Genomic DNA, 21,529 nt, shown 5'->3' with positions numbered 1-21,529 from the left:
GTTCAGTGGTGGGTCGATGGAGGCGTCTGGGCCAGCAACTGCTTTTCCTGGTGCCAGTCGAACGGCTCGTCGTTGCGCTCGGCTTCGTAGCGACGCTCCTCGAGTTGCTGGTACAGGTCCAACTCTTCGTCAGGCATGAAATGCAGGCAGTCACCACCGAAGAACCACAGCAAATCGCGGGGTACCAGATGAGCGATCTGTGGGTAGCGCTGGATCACCTGACAGGTCAGGTCCTGGCCCAGATACTGGCTTTGCAGTGGGTCCTGCGGCAGTAGGGTCAGTAGTTCGTCGAAGCGCTCCAGAAACAGGGCGTGGCTTTCCTCCGGTACCTGCTCGGCGTCACCCAGGGCCACCAAGATGGTGCGCAGGTGGTTCAGCAGTTGCAGGTGGTATTGCAGGTGGGGGGTGGCCATGGGCATGGTCCTCGAGGTAGGTCAAACGGGCGCGGAGTATACGCCGGGAGGGAGGGGGCCGCAAAACGGCCCCTGGTTTCAGCGTACCTTGCCGTGCTCGGGCAGCAACTGCGCTTTGTCGAACGCGTCCACATCAATCACGATCCTGCGGGCTTTTTCAGCCTCATGCAGCTGTAGGCCTTCACCTGGCTGAAGCGCACCGGCCTTTACCGCTGCATCAATTGCCGATTGCCCAGGGGTCGGCTGTACCTTGCCACCCTTGATCGCCTGATGCAGCGCCTTGTGCAAGGGTGCAGCTTCCTCCAGCAACTCGCAGGCCCGTTGCAGCGCCGCCACTGGATCTCCATCGGTTTTTGGCCTGAAGCAACCGGAAAGCAGCTCTTCCAGCGCCGGGTCACCTTTGCTACGCCCAATCAGCGCTGCCACTTCGGCGTCCAGTTCATCGCTGGGCCCGGTGTGACGACGGCCAAAGGGGAACACCAGCACGCGCAGGGCGCAGCCAATGAAGCGGTTGGGGAAATTGTCCAGCAGCCGATCCAGGGCTGTTTCCGCCTGGCCCAGGCTTTCTTCCATGGCCCAGCGCAGCAGGGGCTGCATGTGCTGGGGTGAGCCGAGGTCGTGATAGCGCTTGAGCGCGGCGCTGGCCAAGTACAGGTAGCTCAGGACGTCGCCCAGCCGCGCGCTGAGGCGTTCGCGACGTTTGAGCGCGCCGCCCAGTAGCATCATCGACAGGTCGGCCAGCAGAGCAAAGGCTGATGCCTGGCGGTTGAGGGCGCGGAAGTAGCCTTGGCTCAAGGCATCACCGGGTACATTCTCCAATCGACCCAGCCCAAGGTTGAATACGAGTGTGCTTGCCGCGTTGCCGGCAGCGAACATGATGTGCTTCATCAGCAGGTCGTCGAATTCCTTCAGGGCCTGGTCGCGGTCTTCACGGCTTGCCAGGGCCATTTCCTTGAGCACGAACGGGTGGCAACGGATGGCGCCCTGGCCGAAGATCATCAGGTTGCGCGAGAGGATATTGGCGCCCTCGACGGTGATGAAGATCGGCGCCCCCTGCCAGTTCCGGCCCAGGTAGTTGTTCGGGCCCATGATGATGCCCTTGCCGCCGTGCACGTCCATGGCATGCTGGATGCATTCACGGCCGCGCTCGGTGAGGTGGTACTTGAGAATCGCCGACAGCACCGAGGGCTTTTCGCCCAGGTCCACGGCCTTGGCGGTGAGCAGGCGGGCGCTGTCCATCAGCCAGGCGTTGCCGCCGATGCGTGCCAGGGATTCCTGGATGCCCTCGAACGCGGCAAGCGGCACGTTGAACTGTTCACGGATAGTGGCGTACTGGCCGGTGACCAGGCTGGTGTACTTGGCCGCCCCCGTGCCGACGGCGGGCAGGGAAATCGAGCGGCCCACCGACAGGCAGTTCATCAGCATCATCCAGCCCTTGCCGAGCATGGCCTGGCCACCGATCAGGAAGCTCAGCGGCACGAACACGTCCTTGCCGCTGTTGGGGCCGTTCATGAAGGCAGCGCCCAGCGGCAGGTGGCGCTTGCCGATTTCTACGCCGGGGGTGTCGGTGGGGATCAGGGCCAGGCTGATGCCCAGTTCTTCCTGCTCGCCCAGCAAATGGTCCGGGTCGTAGGCCTTGAAGGCCAGGCCCAGCAAGGTCGCGACCGGGCCGAGGGTGATATAGCGCTTTTCCCAGTTCAGGCGCAGGCCGAGGACTTCTTCGCCTTGCCATTGGCCTTTGCAGATGACACCAGTGTCGGGCATGGCGCCAGCGTCGGAGCCGGCCAATGGGCCGGTGAGGGCGAAGCAGGGGATTTCTTCGCCACGGGCCAGGCGCGGCAGGTAGTGGTTGCGTTGCTCATCGGTGCCGTAGTGCAGCAGCAACTCAGCGGGCCCCAGGGAGTTGGGCACCATCACGGTCGAGGCCAGGTCGCCGCTGCGGGTGGCCAGCTTCATCGCCACCTGGGAGTGGGCATAGGCGGAGAAACCTTTACCGCCATATTCCTTGGGGATGATCAGGGCAAAGAAACCGTTCGACTTGATATGCGCCCACGCTTCGGGCGGCAGGTCGAGGTCCTGGCCGATCTGCCAGTCGCTGACCATTGCGCAGAGCGCTTCGGTGGGGCCGTCGATGAAGGCCTGTTCCTCCTCGGTCAGCGTCGGTGCCGGGTAGGCGAGCAGTGTGCGCCAGTCGGGGCGGCCACTGAACAGCTCGCCGTCCCACCAGACGGTGCCTGCGTCGATCGCTTCGCGCTCGGTTTGCGACATGGGCGGCAGGGTGCGCTGGAACCAGCTGAACACCCGGCCGGTAAATACCCTGCGGCGCCAGTCGGGCAGCGCCACCACGGCCACCTTGAACGCCAGCACGATCCAGATCAGCGCCAGCAGCCAGCCGGGGGCGTTGCTGAAAATGCTCATCAGCAGGACGTAGGCCGCCACGATGCCGAGAATCTGCAGGGGCGCCAGGCGCCGGTGCGTGAGGTATGCCGCGCCGATCACCAGCACTACCAACCATAACAGCAACATAATCGGTCCTCCTTGGAACCAGGGGAGCTTGAACCGTCCCAGACAGCTTAGACGTAACGCCGTGAACGGCAGGGTCAGAACAGTGACAGGGTGTGGCGGTGGGAGTTTCAGGATATTTTCAGCCTGTGCCGGCCTCTTCGCGGGCACGCCCGCTCCCACAGGGATATCACAGGGTTCGAGACGGGTGAGGCACCTGTGGGAGCGGGCGCGCCCGCGAAGAGGCCGGTACAGGCGAGAAAACTCTGGAGTAGACTGTGCAGCCCTCCACATTCATAAGGACGTTGCCATGCTGAAGATCTGGGGCCGCAAGAATTCGAGCAATGTGCGCAAGGCGCTGTGGATTGCCCACGAACTGGGCCTGGACTTCGCGTCCATCGACGCCGGCGGCGCTTTCGGCGTGGTCAACGAGCCGCACTACCGCGCGCGCAACCCCAATGGCCTGGTGCCCCTGCTGGAGGACGGCGACCTGGTCCTGTGGGAGTCCAACGCCATCGTCCGCTACCTGTGCGCCGAGTACGGCGCCGAGCAAGGCTGGTACCTGGAAGACCCGCGCCAGCGCGCCCTGGCCGACAAGTGGATGGACTGGACCACCTCGGCCTTGGCAACCCCCTTCCGCCCGCTGTTCTGGGGCCTGCTGCGTACCCCGGAAGACCAGCGCGACTGGGTGGCGATCAACGCTGCGCACAAGCGCTGTGCCGAGCTGCTGGCGATGGCCGATGCTGCCCTGGCCCAGCAGCCGTATCTTTCCGGTGACCAGATCGGCATGGGCGACATCCCACTGGGGTGCTTCGCCTACGCCTGGTTCGAGCTGCCCATCGAGCGCCCGGCCATGCAGCATCTGGAAGCGTGGTACGCACGCCTCAAGGCACGCCCGGCCTACCAGGCTGCGGTGATGACGGCGCTGACCTGAATCGAACACCACGGCTGTTTCGATAGTCACTATCAATACACATGACTGTACTTGTGCGGCCAGGCCTTGCACCATTGGCCGCACTCACTGCGCCAGTGACGTTATCTGGCGTGTCCTGCACCTTATTCTTCGGTAAGTGACCCGCTATGAGTTCTGCCCTGTCCATCCGACAGCTCACCAAAACCTACGGCAACGGCTTCCAGGCCCTCAAGGGCATCGACCTGGACGTTGCCGAAGGTGACTTCTTCGCCTTGCTCGGTCCCAACGGCGCCGGCAAGTCCACCACCATCGGCATCCTGTCCACGCTGGTGAACAAGACCAGCGGCACGGTCAACGTGTTCGGCCATGACCTGGACCGCGAGCCCGCCGCGCTAAAGCGCTGCCTGGGCGTGGTGCCGCAGGAATTCAACTTCAACCAGTTCGAGAAAACCTTCGATATCGTGGTGACCCAGGCCGGCTACTACGGTATCCCGCCTAAACTGGCCAAGGAGCGCGCCGAGCAATACCTGACCCAGCTGGGCCTGTGGGACAAGCGCGACGTGCAGTCGCGTTCGTTGTCTGGTGGCATGAAGCGCCGCCTGATGATTGCCCGCGCGCTGATTCACGAGCCGCGCCTGCTGATCCTGGACGAACCTACCGCCGGGGTGGACATCGAGCTACGCCGGTCGATGTGGAGCTTTCTCACCGAGCTGAACCAGAAGGGCATCACCATCATCCTCACCACCCATTACCTGGAAGAGGCTGAGCAGCTGTGCCGTAACATCGGCATCATCGACCACGGCACCATCGTCGAGAACACCAGCATGCGCCAGTTGCTGGGCAAGCTGCATGTCGAAACCTTCGTCCTCGACCTCAAGCAGGACCTGGCCACGGCGCCGGTGTTGCAAGGCTACCCTTGCCGGCTGCTGACCCCGCACACGCTGGAAGTGCAGGTGGACAAGGACATCGGCATTACCGCGCTGTTCGGCCAGCTGGCCCTGCAGAACATCGAAGTGCAAAGCCTGCGCAACAAGACCAACCGACTCGAGGAGCTGTTCGTGTCCCTGGTGGAAAAAAACCTGTCGAAGGTGGCCGTATGAGTGTGGAACTGCGTACCAACTGGGTCGCCCTGAACACCATCGTCTACCGTGAAGTGCGGCGTTTTCTGCGCATCTGGCCGCAGACCCTGCTGCCGCCCGCGATCACCATGGTCCTGTACTTCGTGATTTTCGGTAACCTGATCGGCCGGCAGATCGGTGACATGGGTGGTTTCACCTACATGCAGTACATCGTGCCCGGGCTGATCATGATGTCGGTGATCACCAACTCTTATGGCAACGTGGTGTCGAGCTTCTTCGGCAGCAAGTTCCAGCGCTCGATCGAAGAGTTGATGGTGTCGCCGGTATCGCCGCACATCATTCTCGTCGGCTATGTGCTGGGCGGCGTGTTGCGTGGCCTGGCGGTGGGGGTGATTGTGACCATCCTGTCGATGTTCTTCACCGACCTGCAGGTTCACCACCTGGGCGTGACCGTGGCCGTGGTGCTGTTGACCGCGACCATTTTCTCGCTGCTGGGCTTCGTCAACGCGGTGTTCGCGCGCAACTTCGATGACATTTCGATCATCCCGACCTTCGTGCTGACGCCACTGACTTACCTGGGCGGGGTGTTCTATTCGATCAACCTGCTGCCGCCATTCTGGCAGACCGTGTCGCTGGCCAACCCGGTGCTGCACATGGTCAACTCGTTCCGCTACGGCATCCTAGGGGTGTCGGATATCAGCATCGGTACGGCGATCACCTTCATGCTGGTGGCCACCGCGGTGCTCTACCTGCTGTGTGTGCGCCTGCTGGTCAGCGGCCGCGGCATGCGCGCCTGAGGCCTTGCACCGGCATTGGCGGCGCCGCCACTGCCGGCCCACCCACCAGCGCCAGTACAGCATGGTGCCGAAGTAGCCAAGGATGCCCAGCACCACGCCGCACACCACCGAGCCGAGCAGGAAGGGTTGCCACAGCGTCGACAGCTGGTCGGTGATCCACTCGAAGGTCAGTTCGTCAGGCAATGTGCGCGGTGGTACCTGCATCAGCCAGGCGCCGGTCATGTAGGTGACGAAGAACACCGGCGGCATCGTCAGTGGGTTGGTCAACCACACCAGGCTGACCGCGATCGGCAGGTTGCCGCGTACCGGAATGGCCAGCGCGGCGGCCAGCAGCATCTGCGCCGGCATCGGGATCAGTGCCGCGAACAGGCCAACGCCCATGGCCCGCGCCACCGAATGGCGGTTCAGGTGCCAGAGGTTCGGGTCGTGCAGCAACTTGCCGAAAAAGCGTAAGGACTTGTGTTCCCGAATACTGGTCGGGTCCGGCATGTAGCGTTTGAAAAGTCGGCGCGGCATGTAGGCTCCCGGAGCGTTGACCCGGGCAGTATGCCCTTATTCCCGCTCAGCCTCGTTCAGAGTTTGTGACAATTGTTGAGCAAGCCGTGCCGGCAATTGGGCTATGCCTCAGAAGGTGATTTGGCTTCTGGAGCTCTACCTCATGCGCACAGGGATGTTGGCGCTTGCGCTCGGGCTGCTGTGCCTGGGCTTTCTTCCTGTATTGCCACCGGACGGGTGGTTGTGGGTGCTGGCGGCTTGCGCTGGCGTCTGCCTGTTCACCCGCGGGTGGCCATTGGGCTGTTTTCTGTTGGGGCTGTGCTGGGCCAGCTGGTCTGCCCAGCAGGCCCTGGATGACCGGCTGGCGGCCGCTTTGGATGGCCGCACCTTGTGGCTGGAGGGGCGGGTGGTCGGCTTGCCGGCACGCACGGCGCACGGTGTGCGTTTCGAGCTGGAGGCCGCCCGTTCGCGCCGTGCCGAATTGCCACAACGCCTGCAAGTCAGCTGGTTCGACGGGCCGCCGGTACGGGCCGGCGAGCAGTGGCGGCTGGCGGTGACCTTGCAGCGCCCCGCCGGGTTGTTGAACCCGCATGGGCCGGACCGTGAAGCGCAGTTGCTGGCCCGGCGGGTCGGCGCTACCGGTACGGTGAAGGCGGGGCAGCTGCTGGCGCCGGCCAGCTATGGGTGGCGGGACTCGCTGCGCCAGCGCTTGCTGGCGGTCGATGCCAACGGCCGGCAGGCCGCGCTGGTGGCCCTGGTGCTCGGCGACGGGACCGGCCTGGCGCGGGAAGATTGGCAGACGTTGCAGGCCACCGGCACGGTGCACTTGTTGGTCATTTCCGGCCAGCACATTGGCCTGGTTGCCGGTTTGCTCTATGGCCTGGTCGCCGGGTTGGCCCGCTGGGGGCTGTGGCCCGCACGGCTGCCGTGGCTGCCCTCGGCGTGCGCGCTGGCCATGGGTGCGGCACTGGCCTACGGCTGGCTGGCCGGCGCGGGGGTGCCGGTACAGCGTGCCTGTCTGATGCTGGCCGTGGTGTTGCTCTGGCGGCTGCGTTTTCGGCACCTGGGGGCGTTCCTGCCACTGTTGCTGGCGCTGGTGGTCGTGTTGCTGGTCGAGCCGCTGGCGGCGCTGCTTCCGGGCTTCTGGCTGTCGTTCGGCGCCGTGGCCACGCTGGTGTTTTGCTTCAGCGCCCGCTTGGGGGCATGGCGGCCATGGCAGGCCTGGACGCGGGCGCAGTGGGTGATTGCCATCGGTTTGTTGCCGGTGCTGCTGGCCGTGGGCTTGCCGGTGAGCCTGAGTGCGCCGCTGGCCAACCTGGTGGCGGTGCCATGGGTGAGCCTGGCGGTACTGCCGTTGGCCTTGCTGGGTACCTTGTTGTTGCCGTTGGGTGGGGCTGGGGAGGCCTTGTTGTGGCTGGCAGGTGGCTTGCTGGACGTGCTGTTTCGGGTGCTGGCGCTGGTTGCGCAGCAACGCCCGGCATGGGTGCCGCCGGCCCTGCCGCTATGGGCCTGGCTGCTGGTCTGCCTGGGGGCTTTGCTGGTGCTGCTGCCCCGTGGCGTGCCGCTGAGAGGGTTGGGCGGGGTGATGCTGTTGGCCCTTTGGGTGCCGCGCGAGCCGGTGCCTTTCGGGCAGGTGGAGGTCTGGCAGCTGGACATTGGCCAAGGCTTGGCGGTGCTGTTGCGCACCCGGCATCACAACCTGCTGTATGACGCCGGGCCGGCGAGGGGCGACAGCGACCTGGGGGAGCGGGTGGTGTTGCCGACCTTGCGCAAGTTGGGGGTGAGTCACCTGGACGTGATGCTGATCAGCCATGCCCACGCCGATCATGCCGGCGGTGCTGGGGCGATACAGCGGGGTTTGCCGGTCGAGCGGGTTATCGGTGGGGAAGCGCTGGATGATGTTCAGTTGCAACCCTGTGCCAGTGGCGAGCAATGGGAATGGGATGGCGTGGGTTTTTCGCTGTGGCGCTGGGCGGATGGGCGCAGCAGTAATGACCGCTCCTGTGTGTTGCTGGTCGAGGCGCAGGGTGAGCGGTTGTTGCTGGCCGGCGACATGGAGGTAGGGGCGGAGCGTGCCTGGCTGGCGGCGACCGACGCGCCACGCATTGACTGGCTGCAGTCGCCGCACCATGGCAGCCGCAGTTCCTCCAGCGAGGGGTTCATGCGTGCCACGGCGCCGCGTGGGGTGCTGATATCGCGGGGGCGCAATAATAGCTTTGGACACCCGCATGCGCAGGTGGTGGAGCGGTACCGGCGGCATGGGGTGGTGGTGCATGACACGGCGGTGCAGGGGGCTTTGCGGTTGGTGCTGGGTGGGTGGGGGGAGGTTGAGGGGATGCGGGGACAGCGGCGGTTCTGGCGGGCTCGGGTGGAGTGAGGGGAGGGGCTTGCAGGTGCTTGCCATGACATTTTCTATGCCCCAGGGGTTCGCCATGACAGTTGCAGCGCCTGTCAGCCCTGATACCGATCCAAGGCATGCTCCCTGATCTCCGGCAGATGAGCCTCCGCCGTGCCTATGGTAGAGTGGCGGCCTTTATCCGAAGGGGCGTTTACTGTGTGGGAATTGGTCAAGTCCGGTGGTTGGATGATGCTGCCGATCATTCTGAGCTCCATCGCTGCCATGGCTATCGTCATCGAGCGCCTGTGGACCCTGCGCGCCAGCCGCGTCACCCCGCCACACTTGCTGGGCCAGGTCTGGATATGGATCAAGGACAAGCAACTCACCAGTGACAAGCTCAAGGCGCTGCGCGCCGATTCGCCACTGGGTGAGATCCTCGCCGCGGGCCTGGCCAATTCGCGCCATGGCCGCGAAATCATGAAAGAGTGCATCGAAGAGGCGGCTTCGCGCGTTATCCACGAGCTGGAGCGCTACATCAGCACCCTCGGCACCATCGCTGCCATGGCCCCGCTGCTGGGCCTGCTGGGCACCGTGCTGGGCATGATCGACATCTTCAGTGCCTTCATGGGCACGCAGATGACCGCCAACGCCGCGGTACTGGCCGGTGGTATTTCCAAGGCCCTGGTCACCACGGCGGCGGGCCTGATGGTCGGTATTCCGGCGGTGTTCTTCCACCGTTTCCTGCTGCGCCGCATCGATGAACTGGTGGTGGGCATGGAGCAGGAGGCGATCAAGCTGGTGGAAGTGCTGCAGGGCGACCGCGAAGTGGAAGTGGCCGGAGGCAAGGCGTGAAGTTCCGGCGCAATCGCCAGCGGGAGAACGTCGACATCAACCTGGCGTCGCTGATCGACGTGGTGTTCGTGCTGCTGCTGTTCTTCGTGGTCACCACCACCTTCACCCGTGAAACGCAGCTGCGGGTCGAGCTGCCGGAGGCCGCTAGTGCCGAGCAGGCGCCGGCCGACCAGGGCAAGCTGGTGGAAATCACCATCAGCGCCGAAGGCGTGTACTCGGTGAACAACCACCTGCTGCCCAAGAGCGACCTGGCCACACTGAGCGAGGCCATCGAGCGTGAGTCGGGTGGTGACAACAAGCTGCCCCTGGCCATCAGTGCCGATGGCAAGACCCCGCACCAGGCTGTGGTCACTGCGATGGATGCTGCCGGCAAGCTCGGCTTCAGCCAATTGCGCATGACCACCGTCGAGGCGGCCCAGGGCACGCCCTGATGGCTATCGCCGACCGCCTGCTCGCCGCCTGGTACGCCGGGCACCCGGCGCTGGCGCTGCTGCGCCCGCTGGAGGCGTTGTACCGCCGCGTGGTCACGCGCAAGCGCGCGCGCTTTCTAAAGGGTGAAAGTGCCAGCTACCGCGCACCGGTGCCGGTCATCGTGGTGGGCAATATCACCGTGGGTGGCACCGGCAAGACACCGATGATTCTCTGGCTGATCGAGCATTGCCGCCAGCAGGGGCTGAACGTCGGCGTGGTCAGCCGTGGCTATGGCGCCAAACCGCCGCAGTTGCCGTGGCGGGTGTTGGCCGACCAGTCTGCCGAACAGGCCGGGGACGAACCGCTACTGATCGTGCAGCGCAGCGGGGTACCGCTGATGATCGACCCAGATCGCGCCCGCGCCGTGCAGGCCCTGCTGGCCAGTGAACCGCTGGACCTGATCCTGTGTGATGACGGCATGCAGCACTACCGCCTGGCACGTGACCTGGAGCTGGTCCTGATCGATGCCGCGCGTGGCCTGGGCAACGGCCGCTGCCTGCCGGCCGGCCCGCTGCGCGAGCCTGCCGAACGCCTGCAGGGCGCCGATGCGGTGCTGTTCAATGGTGCCGGCGAAGACCGTGTCGGTGGCTTTGGCCTGCGCCTGCAGCCATCCGCACTGGTCAACCTGCGCAGTGGCGAGCGCCGCCCACTCGACCATTTTCCCGCCGGCCAGCGCCTGCACGCGGTGGCCGGTATCGGCAACCCGCAACGTTTCTTCAATACCCTGCTGGGGCTAAACTGGCAGCCGCTGCCGCACCCTTTTGCCGACCATGCACACTTCAGCGCCCGGAGCCTGGCCTTCAGCCCACCGCTACCGCTGGTCATGACCGAGAAGGACGCCGTGAAATGCCGCGCCTTCGCCGCCGACGACTGGTGGTACCTGGCTGTCGAAGCACAGCCCACGCCGGCATTCAGCGCCTGGTTCGACAGCCAGCTGCAGCGTTTGCTGCACAAGCCCTGAGCCCGTTTTCATTTCTGGCCATCTGGCCTAAAGGAAGCCTTCAATGGACACCAAACTGCTCGATATCCTCGCCTGCCCAATCACCAAGGGCCCGCTCAAGCTCAGCGCCGACAAGACCGAGCTGATCAGCAAGGGTGCCGGCCTGGCCTACCCGATTCGCGACGGTATCCCGGTCATGCTGGAGAGCGAAGCACGTACCCTGACCGACGACGAGCGCCTGGACAAATGAGCCTGGACTACACCGTGGTGATTCCTGCCCGCCTGCGTTCCACGCGCTTGCCAGGCAAGCCGCTGCTGGCCATCGCCGGCAAGCCGATGGTGCAACATGTATGGGAGCAGGCGCGCAAGAGCGCGGCCAGCCGCGTGGTCATCGCTACCGACGATGCCAGCATCTTCGAAGCTTGCCAGGCCTTTGGCGCTGAAGTGCTGATGACCCGTGTCGACCATGAGTCGGGTACCGACCGCCTGGCTGAAGTGGCGACGCAACTAGGCCTGGCGGCCGATGCCATCGTGGTCAACGTGCAGGGTGACGAGCCGCTGATCCCGCCGGTGATCATCGACCAGGTAGCTGCCAACCTGGCTGCCCACCCGCAAGCGGCCATCGCCACCCTGGCCGAGCAGATCCATGAGCCGGAAACCGTGTTCAACCCCAATGCGGTGAAGGTGGTCAGCGACAAGCACGGCCTTGCCCTGAGCTTCAGCCGGGCGCCGCTGCCGTGGGCGCGTGACACCTTCGCCAAAGGCCAGGACCAGTTGCCAGCCGGCGTACCTTACCGCCGCCATATCGGCATGTACGCCTACCGCGTGGGCTTCCTCCACGACTTCGTCAGCTGGGGCCCCTGCTGGCTGGAGCAGACCGAAGCCCTGGAGCAGTTGCGTGCCCTGTGGCACGGTGTGCGCATCCACGTCGAGGACGCGATCGAGGCGCCTGCCGTGGGTGTAGACACCGCAGAAGACCTGGAGCGCGTACGGCGCTTGCTGGAGGCCTGATGCGCGTACTGTTCGTGTGCCTGGGCAACATTTGCCGCTCGCCCACTGCCGAAGGCGTGCTGCGCCACCAGCTACAGGCTGCCGGGCTCGCCGACCGCGTGCAGGTGGCCTCCGCGGGTACGGGCGACTGGCACGTTGGCAAATCACCCGACAGCCGCACCTGCAAGGCGGCGCTGGCGCGTGGCTATGACTTGTCCAGGCAACGCGCGCAGCAGGTCAAGCAGCGGCACTTCGCCGAATACGACCTGGTGCTGGCCATGGACGAGAGCAACCTTCGCGACCTGCGTGCCCTGCGCCCGCCAACGGCGACGGGCGAGCTTGACCTGTTCCTGCGCCGCTATGGTGCGGCATTGGATGAAGTGCCTGACCCGTACTACGGCGGCGCCGATGGCTTCGAGCAGGTACTCGACCTGATCGAATCGGCCTGCCAGGCGCTGGTGCTGGAAATCAAGGGGCGGATATGACCGGGCAATGGCAGGAGCAGGTATCGCTCAAGCCTTACAACACCTTCGGCATCGACGTGAAGGCGCATTACTTCAGCCAGGCCCGCAATGACCTGCATGTGCGCCAGGCGCTGAGCCAGGCTCAGCGCCTGGCGTTGCCAGTGCTGGTGATCGGCGGCGGCAGCAACCTGCTGCTGACGCGCGATATCGATGCGCTGGTCTTGCACATGGCCAGCCAGGGCCGCCGGGTGCTCAGTGATGACGGCGAGCATGTGGTGGTCGAAGCCGAGGCCGGCGAGCCCTGGCACCCGTTCGTGCAGTGGACCCTGGCGCAGGGTTTTTGCGGCTTGGAGAACCTCAGCCTGATCCCTGGCACCGTGGGCGCTGCACCCATGCAGAACGTGGGTGCCTACGGGGTGGAGATCAAGGACGTGTTCGTCGGCCTTACGGCCCTGGACCGCGAGACGGGCGAGCTGCGCGACTTCGCGCTGGCGGACTGTGCCTTCGGTTACCGCGACAGCGTATTCAAGCGTAACCCAGGCCGGTGGTTGATCCTGCGGGTGCGGTTTGCCTTGAGCCGGACCCTGCACGCGCACCTGGACTACGGCCCGGTCCGCCAGCGCCTGGCAGAGCAGGGCGTGACCGAACCGACGGCGCAGGCGATCAGCGATGCGATCTGCAGCATTCGCCGCGAAAAGCTGCCAGACCCGGCCGAGCTGGGTAATGCCGGAAGCTTCTTCAAGAACCCGGTGGTTTCAGCCGAATGCGTGGCGCGTATCCGTGCGCAGTACCCCGGCGTGGTCGCCTATCCGCAGGCTGACGGTCAGGTAAAGCTGGCCGCAGGCTGGTTGATCGAGCAGGCAGGCTGGAAGGGCTATCGCGAGGGTGATGCCGGGGTGCATCGCTTGCAGTCGCTGGTGCTGGTCAACCATGGCCAGGCGAGTGGGGCGCAGATGCATGCGCTGGCGCGACGGATCCAGGCCGATATCCTCGAACGGTTCGGGGTTGAGCTGGAGATGGAGCCTAACCTGTACTGAATTAGAGGGCGGTGCAGAACCTGTAGGAGCGGCCTTGTGTCGCGATGGGGCGCGTAGCGGCCCCAGATTTCAGCGTCAATGCAAATATTCCCGGGGCCGCTTTGCGCCCCATCGCGACACAAGGCCGCTCCTACAAAGGGCAGCCCCGGCGCTGACATAAAGTGATAGGCCAAGAAAAAGCCCCGCCAGTTCGCACTGGCGGGGCTTTTTCATTCAGCCTTGGCTATCAACCATGATGAGGCTTTTGCTCATCGGCGGTTTCCAGGGCTGGCTCGCCAGTGGCTGCAGCAGCTTCCTGCGCGGCTTTGGCGGCAGCCTCGGCCTCACGTTTGCGGCGGCGCACTTCACGCGGGTCGTTCGGCGCGCGGCCGTTGGCCAGCATGACAGTGGCAGGCTCTACCACAGCTGGGGCCGCGACCGGCGCAGGCTCGACAACCACAGGTGCAGGCTCGGCCACTACTTCTGGCTGGGCTTCGGCAACCGGGGCAGGCTGTTCGACAGCCGGCGCAGCCTCGACCACGGTCGGCGCTTGCTCGATTTCACCGGCTTCGACAGCTGGCGCTTCTACCGGAGCTTCGACAGCCACGGCCGGCTCGACAACAGGCGCTTCTTCGACGACCGGTTGTGGCGCGACTTCGACCACTGGCTCGGCAGTTGCCTCGACCACGGCCACAGGCTCGCTGACCGGCTGCTCGACCACTGGGGCCACGGCCACTTCTTCAACCTTGGTGACAACTTCGACTTGCTCGAGCTTTTCAGCCTGCTCAACCGGCTGGGCGGCTTCGCTGTTGTCGGTTGCTGCAGCGGCAACGACGTCAGCGTTGGCGCGCTCGGCCTGTTGGTTGGCCTGGGCCTCGGCATCGCTGCTGATGTTGCTGGTCGCGACAGCGGCAGTCACGGCCAGGCCCGCCGCCAGTTCAGCACCCAGCTCGGTGGCCTGGTGCTGCTGTGGCTGCTCGTCGCTGCCTTCTTCTTCGCCGTCGATCAGCTCGCCATTGGCATTGCGCTGACGTTCACGACGGTTGCTGCGGCGACGCTGGCCACGCGAGCGGCGGCGCGGACGCTCGCCATCCGTGCCTTCCTGCTCGTCTTGCAGCTGTTCTTCGTTCGGCAGTTGCTCTTCGGCCAGCTCGGCAGCCTGTTCGGCCGCTTCTTCGGCAGCGCGTGGCTGACGCTCTTCACGGGGTGGGCGTGGGGCACGCTCTTCACGCGGAGCACGTTCTTCGCGCGGGGCACGTTCTTCGCGCGGGGCACGTTCTTCACGTGGAGCACGTTCTTCGCGCGGAGCACGCTCTTCACGCGGGGCGCGTTCTTCACGCGGTGCACGCTCTTCACGGGCTACGCGCTCTTCACGCGGCTGCCGCTCTTCACGCTCGGCTGGCGGAGTGGCATCCAGCGGCTCGCGCAGTTCGCGCACGCGCTCTTCGCCACGGTTGCCACGGCGGTCTTCGCGTGGCTGGCGTGGGGCGCGTTCCTCGCGTGGTGCGCGCTCTTCACGTGGCGCACGTTCTTCACGCGGGGCGCGCTCTTCGCGTGGCGCACGTTCTTCACGCGCAGCGCGTTCCTCGCGTGGCTGACGCTCTTCGCGTGGTGCGCGTTCGGCACGCTCTTCACGTGGTTTACGCTCTTCGTCGCGGCGGCCATTGCGGTTGCGGCTTTGCTGACGGCCGTTGCGGCGTTCTTCGTTGCGTGGGCTGCGCTCGGCGGCCGGTTTCTCGGCGGCAGGGGCGACCGGGGCAGCGGCAGGCTCGTCCTTGCCGGCGAACAGGCTGACCAGCGACTTGACCAGGCCCTTGAACAGGCTTGGCTCCGGCGCGCTCGGCGCGGCGGCGGCGGCCGGTGCAGGCTGCTGCACTTCGGCGGCGGCCGGTACCGGTGCATTGGCGCGGGCCGGGGCGGTTTTCACGGCCGCTTCCTGGCGAACCAGGGTACGGGTAGCAGTCGGTTGTGGTGCTTCTTCGGTTTCGCTGGCGGCGATTTCGTAGCTGGACTGGTTGTTCAGCACTTCCGGGTTGTCGTCGCGCAGGCGCTGGACTTCGAAGTGCGGGGTTTCCAGGTGATCGTTCGGCAGGATGATGATGCGCGCACGGGTGCGCAGCTCGATCTTGGTGATGGAATTACGCTTTTCGTTGAGCAGGAACGCTGCTACCGGGATTGGCACCTGGGCACGCACTTCGGCGGTGCGGTCTTTCAGGGCTTCTTCTTCGATCAGGCGCAGGATGGCCAGCGACAGCGACTCGACGTCACGGATGATGCCGGTGCCGGAGCAACGTGGGCAGACGATGCCGCTGCTTTCACCCAGCGATGGGCGCAGGCGCTGACGGGACATTTCCAGCAGGCCAAAGCGGGAGATGCGGCCAACCTGCACGCGGGCGCGGTCGGCTTCCAGGCACTCACGCACGCGCTCTTCGACGGCGCGCTGGTTCTTGGCCGGGGTCATGTCGATGAAGTCGATGACGATCAGGCCGCCGATGTCACGCAGGCGCAGCTGGCGGGCGATTTCCTCGGCCGCTTCCAGGTTGGTCTGCAGGGCGGTTTCTTCGATGTCGCTGCCTTTGGTGGCGCGCGCCGAGTTGATGTCGATGGACACCAGGGCTTCGGTCGGGTCGATCACGATCGAGCCACCGGACGGCAGGTCGACCACGCGCTGGAAGGCGGTTTCGATCTGGCTTTCGATCTGGAAGCGGTTGAACAGCGGCACGCTGTCTTCGTAGAGCTTGACCTTGCTGGCGTACTGCGGCATCACCTGGCGGATGAAGGTCAGGGCTTCTTCCTGGGCGTCGATGCTGTCGATCAATACTTCGCCGATGTCCTGGCGCAGGTAGTCGCGGATGGCGCGGATGATGACGTTGCTTTCCTGGTAGATCAGGAACGGCGCGGCGCGGTCCAGGGACGCTTCCTTGATGGCGGTCCACAGTTGCAGCAGGTAGTCCAGGTCCCACTGCATTTCTTCGCTGCTGCGGCCCAGGCCGGCGGTGCGCACGATCAGGCCCATGTCGCCCGGTACGGTCAGGCCGTTCAGGGCTTCGCGCAGTTCGTTGCGCTCTTCGCCTTCGATGCGGCGCGAGATGCCACCGGCGCGCGGGTTGTTGGGCATCAGTACCAGGTAGCGGCCGGCCAGGCTGATGAAGGTGGTGAGGGCGGCACCTTTGTTGCCACGCTCTTCCTTCTCGACCTGAACGATGACTTCCTGGCCTTCGCTGAGCACTTCCTTGATGTTCACCCGGCCTTCCGGGGTTTTCTTGAAGTATTCGCGGGAGATTTCTTTCAGCGGCAGGAAGCCGTGACGTTCGGAACCGAAGTCGACGAAAGCGGCTTCGAGGCTGGGTTCGATGCGGGTGATCTTGCCTTTGTAGATGTTGGCCTTTTTCTGCTCACGCGCGCCGGACTCGATGTCCAGGTCGTAGAGACGTTGGCCGTCCACCAGGGCTACACGCAACTCTTCGGGTTGAGTTGCGTTAATCAGCATTCTTTTCATGTTGTACCGTCGGTTTCCGGGCTGCCGGAAACGGCGTTCGGCACACACGACGTCTCATGGTCGGTGCCAAGGTGCGCAAAGGGTGGCCGGGCCACCCCCGTGTCGAGCAACGTTCGGCACCAGCCGGTTGCCCAGCCTGCCGTTGTCGCGACGACGCGTCCTGTTTGCTGCGGTGCCAACAAGGCCCCGGTGGCTTCGAATGGGTATCCGAATCAACCAAGCGGGCCTTGTGCACTCAGTCAGGAGGAGGAATCAACCGTCAGCCGTGGACGCCCGGGGGCATCTGTTCAGGACCTTATCCGCTCACCAGCCTTCAATCGGCTGCTGGCCGGACGCGGTGCTACACGGTCCGAGGGCTGTGCATCTCCACCCTGCACGTATCCCTGATAATTCGGGTGCTGCCGCGCGCTGAATCCGCAACGGGTTGCATTTTTCGCCAGCTTCGAATGGGAAGCTGACGCCATTACATGTCCAAGGCTGTTGTTTCCGGAGCATTCGCCTTGCGTTGCGTGGAAGCGACGGGGGCGGGCAGAGCTACAACGAAAAGAATCGGGTAAGCAGGTGAACAACCACACTTGTCGTTTTTTTTCGGTCTTCTCTACACAGCGCTGGTGGCGATTCCAGGCAATTCGGTAAACTGGCGAAAACCCCGTAGGACGGCCTCGCGTCCTGGAGAATTGCGTAGGTCAGCAACCGGCTCGGGGCCTGTTTTTGCTGGCCTGCCACTTTTGGCGGCGTTCGCGACTATAGCAGCAATGATTAAGTGCTTCAATTCCATAAAAAATTGTTATGATTCCCGCCATGACGACCAATACCCCTCCGACTTCCGGCGTACAGCTGATCGAAGTCGCGCCGGAGCTTGCCGGCCAACGCATCGACAATTTCCTCATCACGGCGCTCAAGGGCGTACCCAAGACCCTGGTCTACCGCATCCTGCGCAAGGGTGAGGTGCGGGTCAACAAGGGCCGCGTGAAACCCGAGTACAAGATCCAGGCCGGCGATATCGTGCGGGTGCCGCCCGTCCGCCTGCCGGAGCGCGACGAGCCGGCACCGGTCGCCCAGGGGCTGTTGCAGCGCCTGGAGGCGGCCATCGTCTATGAAGACAAGGCGCTGATCGTGATGAACAAGCCGGCCGGCATCGCCGTGCATGGCGGTAGTGGCCTGAGCTTCGGCGTGATCGAGGCGCTGCGCCAGCTGCGCCCTGACGCCAAGGAGCTGGAGCTGGTGCACCGCCTGGACCGCGACACCTCCGGTCTGCTGATGATCGCCAAGAAGCGCAGCATGTTGCGCCACCTGCATGCGGCGCTGCGCGGTGATGGCGTGGACAAGCGCTACATGGCATTGGTGCGGGGCCACTGGCCCACGGCCAAGAAACAGGTCAACGCGCCCCTGCTCAAAAGCAACCTGCGCTCGGGCGAGCGTATGGTCGAGGTGAACGATGAGGGCAAGGAGGCGCTGACCCTGTTCCGCGTGCTGCGTCGCTTCGGCGATTTCGCCACCATTGTCGAGGCGCGGCCGATCACCGGGCGTACCCACCAGATTCGCGTGCATACCCTGCATGCCGGGCACATGATCGCCGGCGACAACAAATACGGCGACGAAGATTTCAGCCGCGAAATTCGCGAGTTGGGTGGCAAGCGCCTGTTCCTGCACGCCTACGCGCTGACCGTGCCGCTGCCGGACGGTGGCGAGCTCAAGCTTGAAGCGCCGGTGGACGAAGTCTGGGCCAAGACGGTGGAGCGGCTGAGTGCGCCGTGACCTATGAAAAAAGCTTATGAACTGCTGATCTTCGACTGGGACGGCACGCTGGCCGACTCCATCGGGCGCATCGTCGAGTCCATGAACGCGGCTGCCGTGCGTGCCGGTGAGGCGCAACGCAGTGATGATGCGATCAAGGGCATCATCGGCCTGGCCCTGGACGAGGCCATCCATACCCTGTACCCGCACCTGGAGCCCGTTCAGGTCGAAAGCTTCCGTCAGCACTACGCTGATATCTACACCGCCCTGGATCAGCAGCCTTCGCCGCTGTTCGAGGGTGTGAGCGAGTCGCTGGACGCCTTCCGCGCCGAGGGTTACCGCCTGGCGGTGGCCACCGGCAAGGCCCGTCGCGGCCTCGATCGGGTGCTCAAGGCCAATGGCTGGCAGGCGTTTTTCGACATTACCCGCGCCGCTGATGAAACCCGTGGTAAGCCACACCCGCTGATGCTCGAGGAAATTCTCGGCCATTGTGGTGTAGAACCGCAGCGTGCGCTGATGGTCGGAGATTCGGCATTCGACCTGCAAATGGCCAGCAATGCCGGCATGCATTCGGTGGCCGTGGGCTATGGTGCCATGTCGTTACAGGCGCTGGCCGAGTTTGGCCCGCAGGTGTGCATCGAGCATTTTTCCCAGCTGCGCGAGTGGTTGGCTGGGGCCGCAATTCCACTTCCAAGGTAGGTGAGCATGGCAGACGAATGGAAAGCCCCCGAGGCCGAGCCCGGGGAGCGCGAAGAGCGCAAGAGCTGGCAACTGCTGGAAAAGACCCTGTTGGCCAGTGTGCAGGAGCAGCGCCGCTCACGGCGCTGGGGGATTTTTTTCAAGCTGCTGACCTTCGTTTACCTGTTCGGCATCCTGGCGCTGTTCTCGCCGCTGATGGATATGGACAAGGCGGCCTCGCGCGGTGCCAGCCATACCGCACTGGTCGAGGTGCGTGGCGTGATTGCCGACCAGGAGGCGGCCAGCGCAGACAATATCGTGAAGAGCCTGCGTGAGGCCTTCAAAGACAGCAAGACCAAAGCTGTGGTAATGCGCATCAACAGCCCGGGTGGCAGCCCGGTGCAGGCCGGTTACGTGTACGACGAAATCCGCCGCCTGCGTGCCGAATACCCGGCCATCAAGCTGTACGCGGTAATCGCCGACCTGGGGGCGTCCGGTGCCTACTACATTGCCAGTGCCGCAGACGAGATCTACGCCGACAAGGCCAGCCTGGTCGGGTCCATCGGGGTAACGGCGGCCGGCTACGGCTTCGTCGGCACCATGGAAAAGCTGGGTGTCGAGCGCCGCGCCTACACCTCGGGTGAGCACAAGGCGTTCCTTGACCCGTTCTCGCCGGAAAAGCCCGAGGAGACGCGGTTCTGGCAAGGGGTGCTGGACACCACGCACAACCAGTTCATCGCCATGGTCAAGCAGGGCCGCGGCGAGCGCCTGAAAGACAAGGAGCACCCGGAGCTGTTCAGTGGCCTGGTGTGGTCGGGTGAGCAAGCCAAGGCGCTGGGGCTGGTGGATGGGCTGGGCAGTGCCAGTTATGTGGCGCGTGAGATCGTGGGTGAGAAGGAGTTGGTGGACTTCACCGTGCAGGAATCGCCGTTTGACCGCTTCTCCAAGCGGGTCGGGGCCAGTGTGGCTGAGCACCTGGCCATGTGGATGGGCTTCCAGGGGCCACAGCTGCGCTGATTGCCTGTTCTGGCCCCATCGCCGGCAAGCCGGCTCCCACAGGCATCCCACAGTTCTCAAAACTTGTGCAGTACCCGTGGGAGCCGGCTTGCCGGCGATGTGCCGCAGAGCGGCCCCAGGCCCTCAAGGAATCACCACCCCTTCCTTGGTCAGCATGTCCACCAGCCGAATCAACGGTAGCCCGATCAGGCTGGTGGCGTCGCAGCCATGGGTGCTCTGAAACAAACTCACCCCCAACCCCTCCGCCTTGAAGCTGCCAGCGCAGTCCAGCGGCTGCTCCGCCGCGACATAGCGCTCCACCTGCTCGCGGCTCAGTTCGCGCAAGGTCACGGTAAACGCTATGCAATCGACCTGGCATTGCCCGGTGGCGCTGTTAAGCAGTGCCAGCCCGGTCAGGAAGCACACCTGCTGCCCGCTGCACGCCAGCAGTTGTTCGCACGCGCGCTCGAAGGTCTGCGGCTTGCCCAGCACCTGTTCGCCCAGCACCGCCACCTGGTCCGAGCCGATGATCAGGTGCCCGGGGTGGTTGCCCGCCAGTGCCTCGGCCTTCTGCCTGGCCAGGCGCTGCACCAGCTCTGGCGCTGGCTCGCCGGCCTGGCGCTGCTCGTCTATGTCGGGGCTTGCCCAGGTGAAAGGCAGTTGCAGGCGGGCGAGCAGTTCGCGGCGATAGGCAGAGCTGGAAGCCAGTAACAGAGGAAGCATGGTAGACTCCTGATTCAGTTGAACAAATTCTATCACGCACGATGCCGCCTAATTTCCTTTGACAGGGGCGGGGGGCATCCCTATTATGCTGCGCCTATGTTGAATGACCCGATTCCACCTCACGTTGACCCGCGCAAATTAGCCGATCGTGGCGTAACCCTTAACGGTTCGCTGCCGCTCGCTGATTTGGAAAGACTCTGCGACCCGCTTTCCGACAATGTCGGTACGGTGCAGGCGAAGTTCGATTTTGAACGAGATGAACAGCACGTGGTGGTTATCCACAGCGAGCTGGACGTCGAAGTCAAAATGGTTTGCCAGCGTTGTCTTGAGCTGGTCACCCTGCCGATCCATAGCGAATGCACTTACGCTGTGGTGAAGGAGGGTGCGAATACCCAGTCGTTGCCGAAAGGCTATGACGTGCTGGAACTGGGCGAAGATCCTTTGGATCTGCAGGCATTGATCGAGGAGGAGCTTCTGCTCGCCCTGCCAATCGTGCCTGCTCATCATCCGGAAGAATGCCAGCAGCCGGCGGGCGCAGACGAGCCCGAATCGAGCAAGGACGAGGTATCGCGGTCCAACCCGTTCAGTGTTTTGGCGCAGTTAAAGCGTGACCCAAACGTTTAGGA

Annotated in this window: 19 protein-coding genes and 1 pseudogene; 15 read left to right on the top strand and 5 right to left on the bottom strand. The window is 64.4% G+C overall.

Features of this window, described 5'->3' with window-relative positions; genetic code table 11:
- Window positions 1-2 precede the first annotated feature (2 nt).
- Window positions 3-413: a PA2817 family protein gene (locus tag L1P09_RS18565; RefSeq protein WP_054906174.1), complete on the bottom strand. Its 411-nt coding sequence runs from the start codon at window positions 411-413 to the stop codon at window positions 3-5.
- Between the two features lie 78 nt (window positions 414-491).
- The gene (locus tag L1P09_RS18560; protein ID WP_054906175.1) at window positions 492-2,939 is read right to left on the bottom strand and encodes an acyl-CoA dehydrogenase; all 2,448 of its coding nucleotides are present in this window, start codon (window positions 2,937-2,939) and stop codon (window positions 492-494) included.
- 286 nt (window positions 2,940-3,225) lie between these two features.
- On the opposite strand from L1P09_RS18560, the gene L1P09_RS18555 reads away from it, so the two are divergent.
- From L1P09_RS18555 to L1P09_RS18545, 3 genes are all read left to right on the top strand, one after another.
- Window positions 3,226-3,849, top strand: coding sequence for a glutathione S-transferase (locus L1P09_RS18555; RefSeq protein WP_054906176.1), 624 nt, complete (start codon window positions 3,226-3,228; stop codon window positions 3,847-3,849).
- A 146-nt stretch (window positions 3,850-3,995) separates the two neighbouring features.
- Window positions 3,996-4,928 carry an ABC transporter ATP-binding protein gene (locus tag L1P09_RS18550; RefSeq protein WP_009681882.1) on the top strand — a complete coding sequence of 311 codons (933 nt, stop codon included), beginning with the start codon at window positions 3,996-3,998 and terminating at the stop codon, window positions 4,926-4,928.
- Window positions 4,925-5,704 (top strand): ABC transporter permease, encoded by a 780-nt coding sequence (locus tag L1P09_RS18545; RefSeq protein ID WP_009681883.1) that lies wholly within the window; start codon window positions 4,925-4,927, stop codon window positions 5,702-5,704. The genes L1P09_RS18550 and L1P09_RS18545 overlap by 4 nt, the downstream gene beginning before the upstream one ends.
- A gap of 9 nt (window positions 5,705-5,713) precedes the next feature.
- Here L1P09_RS18545 and L1P09_RS18540 read toward each other — a convergent pair.
- Window positions 5,714-6,220, bottom strand: a pseudogene (locus L1P09_RS18540) (DUF2062 domain-containing protein); the annotation flags it as partial.
- 142 nt (window positions 6,221-6,362) lie between these two features.
- On the opposite strand from L1P09_RS18540, the gene L1P09_RS18535 reads away from it, so the two are divergent.
- The 8 genes from L1P09_RS18535 (at window position 6,363) to murB (ending at window position 13,291) form a co-directional block, all read left to right on the top strand.
- A complete protein-coding gene (locus L1P09_RS18535) occupies window positions 6,363-8,576 on the top strand; it encodes a DNA internalization-related competence protein ComEC/Rec2 (protein ID WP_235767972.1) in 2,214 nt (737 codons plus the stop codon).
- Between the two features lie 177 nt (window positions 8,577-8,753).
- A complete protein-coding gene (locus L1P09_RS18530; RefSeq protein WP_009685211.1) occupies window positions 8,754-9,389 on the top strand; it encodes a MotA/TolQ/ExbB proton channel family protein in 636 nt (211 codons plus the stop codon).
- Window positions 9,386-9,820 (top strand): ExbD/TolR family protein, encoded by a 435-nt coding sequence (locus L1P09_RS18525; RefSeq protein WP_012271149.1) that lies wholly within the window; start codon window positions 9,386-9,388, stop codon window positions 9,818-9,820. Before L1P09_RS18530 ends, L1P09_RS18525 begins: the two co-directional genes overlap by 4 nt.
- A complete protein-coding gene (gene lpxK / locus L1P09_RS18520; protein WP_054905781.1) occupies window positions 9,820-10,821 on the top strand; it encodes a tetraacyldisaccharide 4'-kinase in 1,002 nt (333 codons plus the stop codon). The genes L1P09_RS18525 and lpxK overlap by 1 nt, the downstream gene beginning before the upstream one ends.
- Window positions 10,822-10,864: 43 nt before the next feature.
- On the top strand, window positions 10,865-11,050 hold the full coding sequence (locus tag L1P09_RS18515; RefSeq protein WP_003247142.1) for a Trm112 family protein: 186 nt from the start codon (window positions 10,865-10,867) through the stop codon (window positions 11,048-11,050).
- A complete protein-coding gene (gene kdsB / locus L1P09_RS18510; RefSeq protein WP_054905782.1) occupies window positions 11,047-11,811 on the top strand; it encodes a 3-deoxy-manno-octulosonate cytidylyltransferase in 765 nt (254 codons plus the stop codon). Before L1P09_RS18515 ends, kdsB begins: the two co-directional genes overlap by 4 nt.
- Window positions 11,811-12,275 carry a low molecular weight protein-tyrosine-phosphatase gene (locus tag L1P09_RS18505; RefSeq protein WP_054905783.1) on the top strand — a complete coding sequence of 155 codons (465 nt, stop codon included), beginning with the start codon at window positions 11,811-11,813 and terminating at the stop codon, window positions 12,273-12,275. Before kdsB ends, L1P09_RS18505 begins: the two co-directional genes overlap by 1 nt.
- A complete protein-coding gene (gene murB / locus L1P09_RS18500) occupies window positions 12,272-13,291 on the top strand; it encodes a UDP-N-acetylmuramate dehydrogenase (RefSeq protein ID WP_235767971.1) in 1,020 nt (339 codons plus the stop codon). Before L1P09_RS18505 ends, murB begins: the two co-directional genes overlap by 4 nt.
- Window positions 13,292-13,517: 226 nt before the next feature.
- Here murB and rne read toward each other — a convergent pair whose 3' ends face one another.
- The gene (gene rne, locus L1P09_RS18495; protein WP_235767970.1) at window positions 13,518-16,769 is read right to left on the bottom strand and encodes a ribonuclease E; all 3,252 of its coding nucleotides are present in this window, start codon (window positions 16,767-16,769) and stop codon (window positions 13,518-13,520) included.
- An 801-nt stretch (window positions 16,770-17,570) separates the two neighbouring features.
- Between rne and rluC the strand changes: the two genes are divergently transcribed.
- From rluC to L1P09_RS18480, 3 genes are read left to right on the top strand one after another with little or no spacing between them, the layout of a single operon-like run.
- Window positions 17,571-18,527, top strand: a complete 957-nt coding sequence (gene rluC / locus L1P09_RS18490; RefSeq protein ID WP_009685075.1) for a 23S rRNA pseudouridine(955/2504/2580) synthase RluC — start codon at window positions 17,571-17,573, stop codon at window positions 18,525-18,527.
- A 3-nt stretch (window positions 18,528-18,530) separates the two neighbouring features.
- Entirely contained in the window at window positions 18,531-19,205 is a 675-nt protein-coding gene (locus L1P09_RS18485) for an HAD family hydrolase (RefSeq protein WP_054905786.1), read from the top strand.
- A gap of 6 nt (window positions 19,206-19,211) precedes the next feature.
- The gene (locus tag L1P09_RS18480) at window positions 19,212-20,201 is read left to right on the top strand and encodes a S49 family peptidase (protein ID WP_009685073.1); all 990 of its coding nucleotides are present in this window, start codon (window positions 19,212-19,214) and stop codon (window positions 20,199-20,201) included.
- A gap of 123 nt (window positions 20,202-20,324) precedes the next feature.
- Here L1P09_RS18480 and L1P09_RS18475 read toward each other — a convergent pair whose 3' ends face one another.
- Window positions 20,325-20,903, bottom strand: coding sequence for a Maf family protein (locus L1P09_RS18475; protein WP_054905787.1), 579 nt, complete (start codon window positions 20,901-20,903; stop codon window positions 20,325-20,327).
- A 96-nt stretch (window positions 20,904-20,999) separates the two neighbouring features.
- On the opposite strand from L1P09_RS18475, the gene L1P09_RS18470 reads away from it, so the two are divergent.
- Window positions 21,000-21,527, top strand: coding sequence for a YceD family protein (locus L1P09_RS18470; RefSeq protein WP_080709253.1), 528 nt, complete (start codon window positions 21,000-21,002; stop codon window positions 21,525-21,527).
- The last annotated feature ends 2 nt before the right edge of the window (window positions 21,528-21,529 follow it).

This window comes from Pseudomonas juntendi, assembly GCF_021560075.1.
Lineage (GTDB): Bacteria > Pseudomonadota > Gammaproteobacteria > Pseudomonadales > Pseudomonadaceae > Aquipseudomonas > Aquipseudomonas juntendi.
This window is presented reverse-complemented; position numbering and strand designations above follow the sequence as displayed.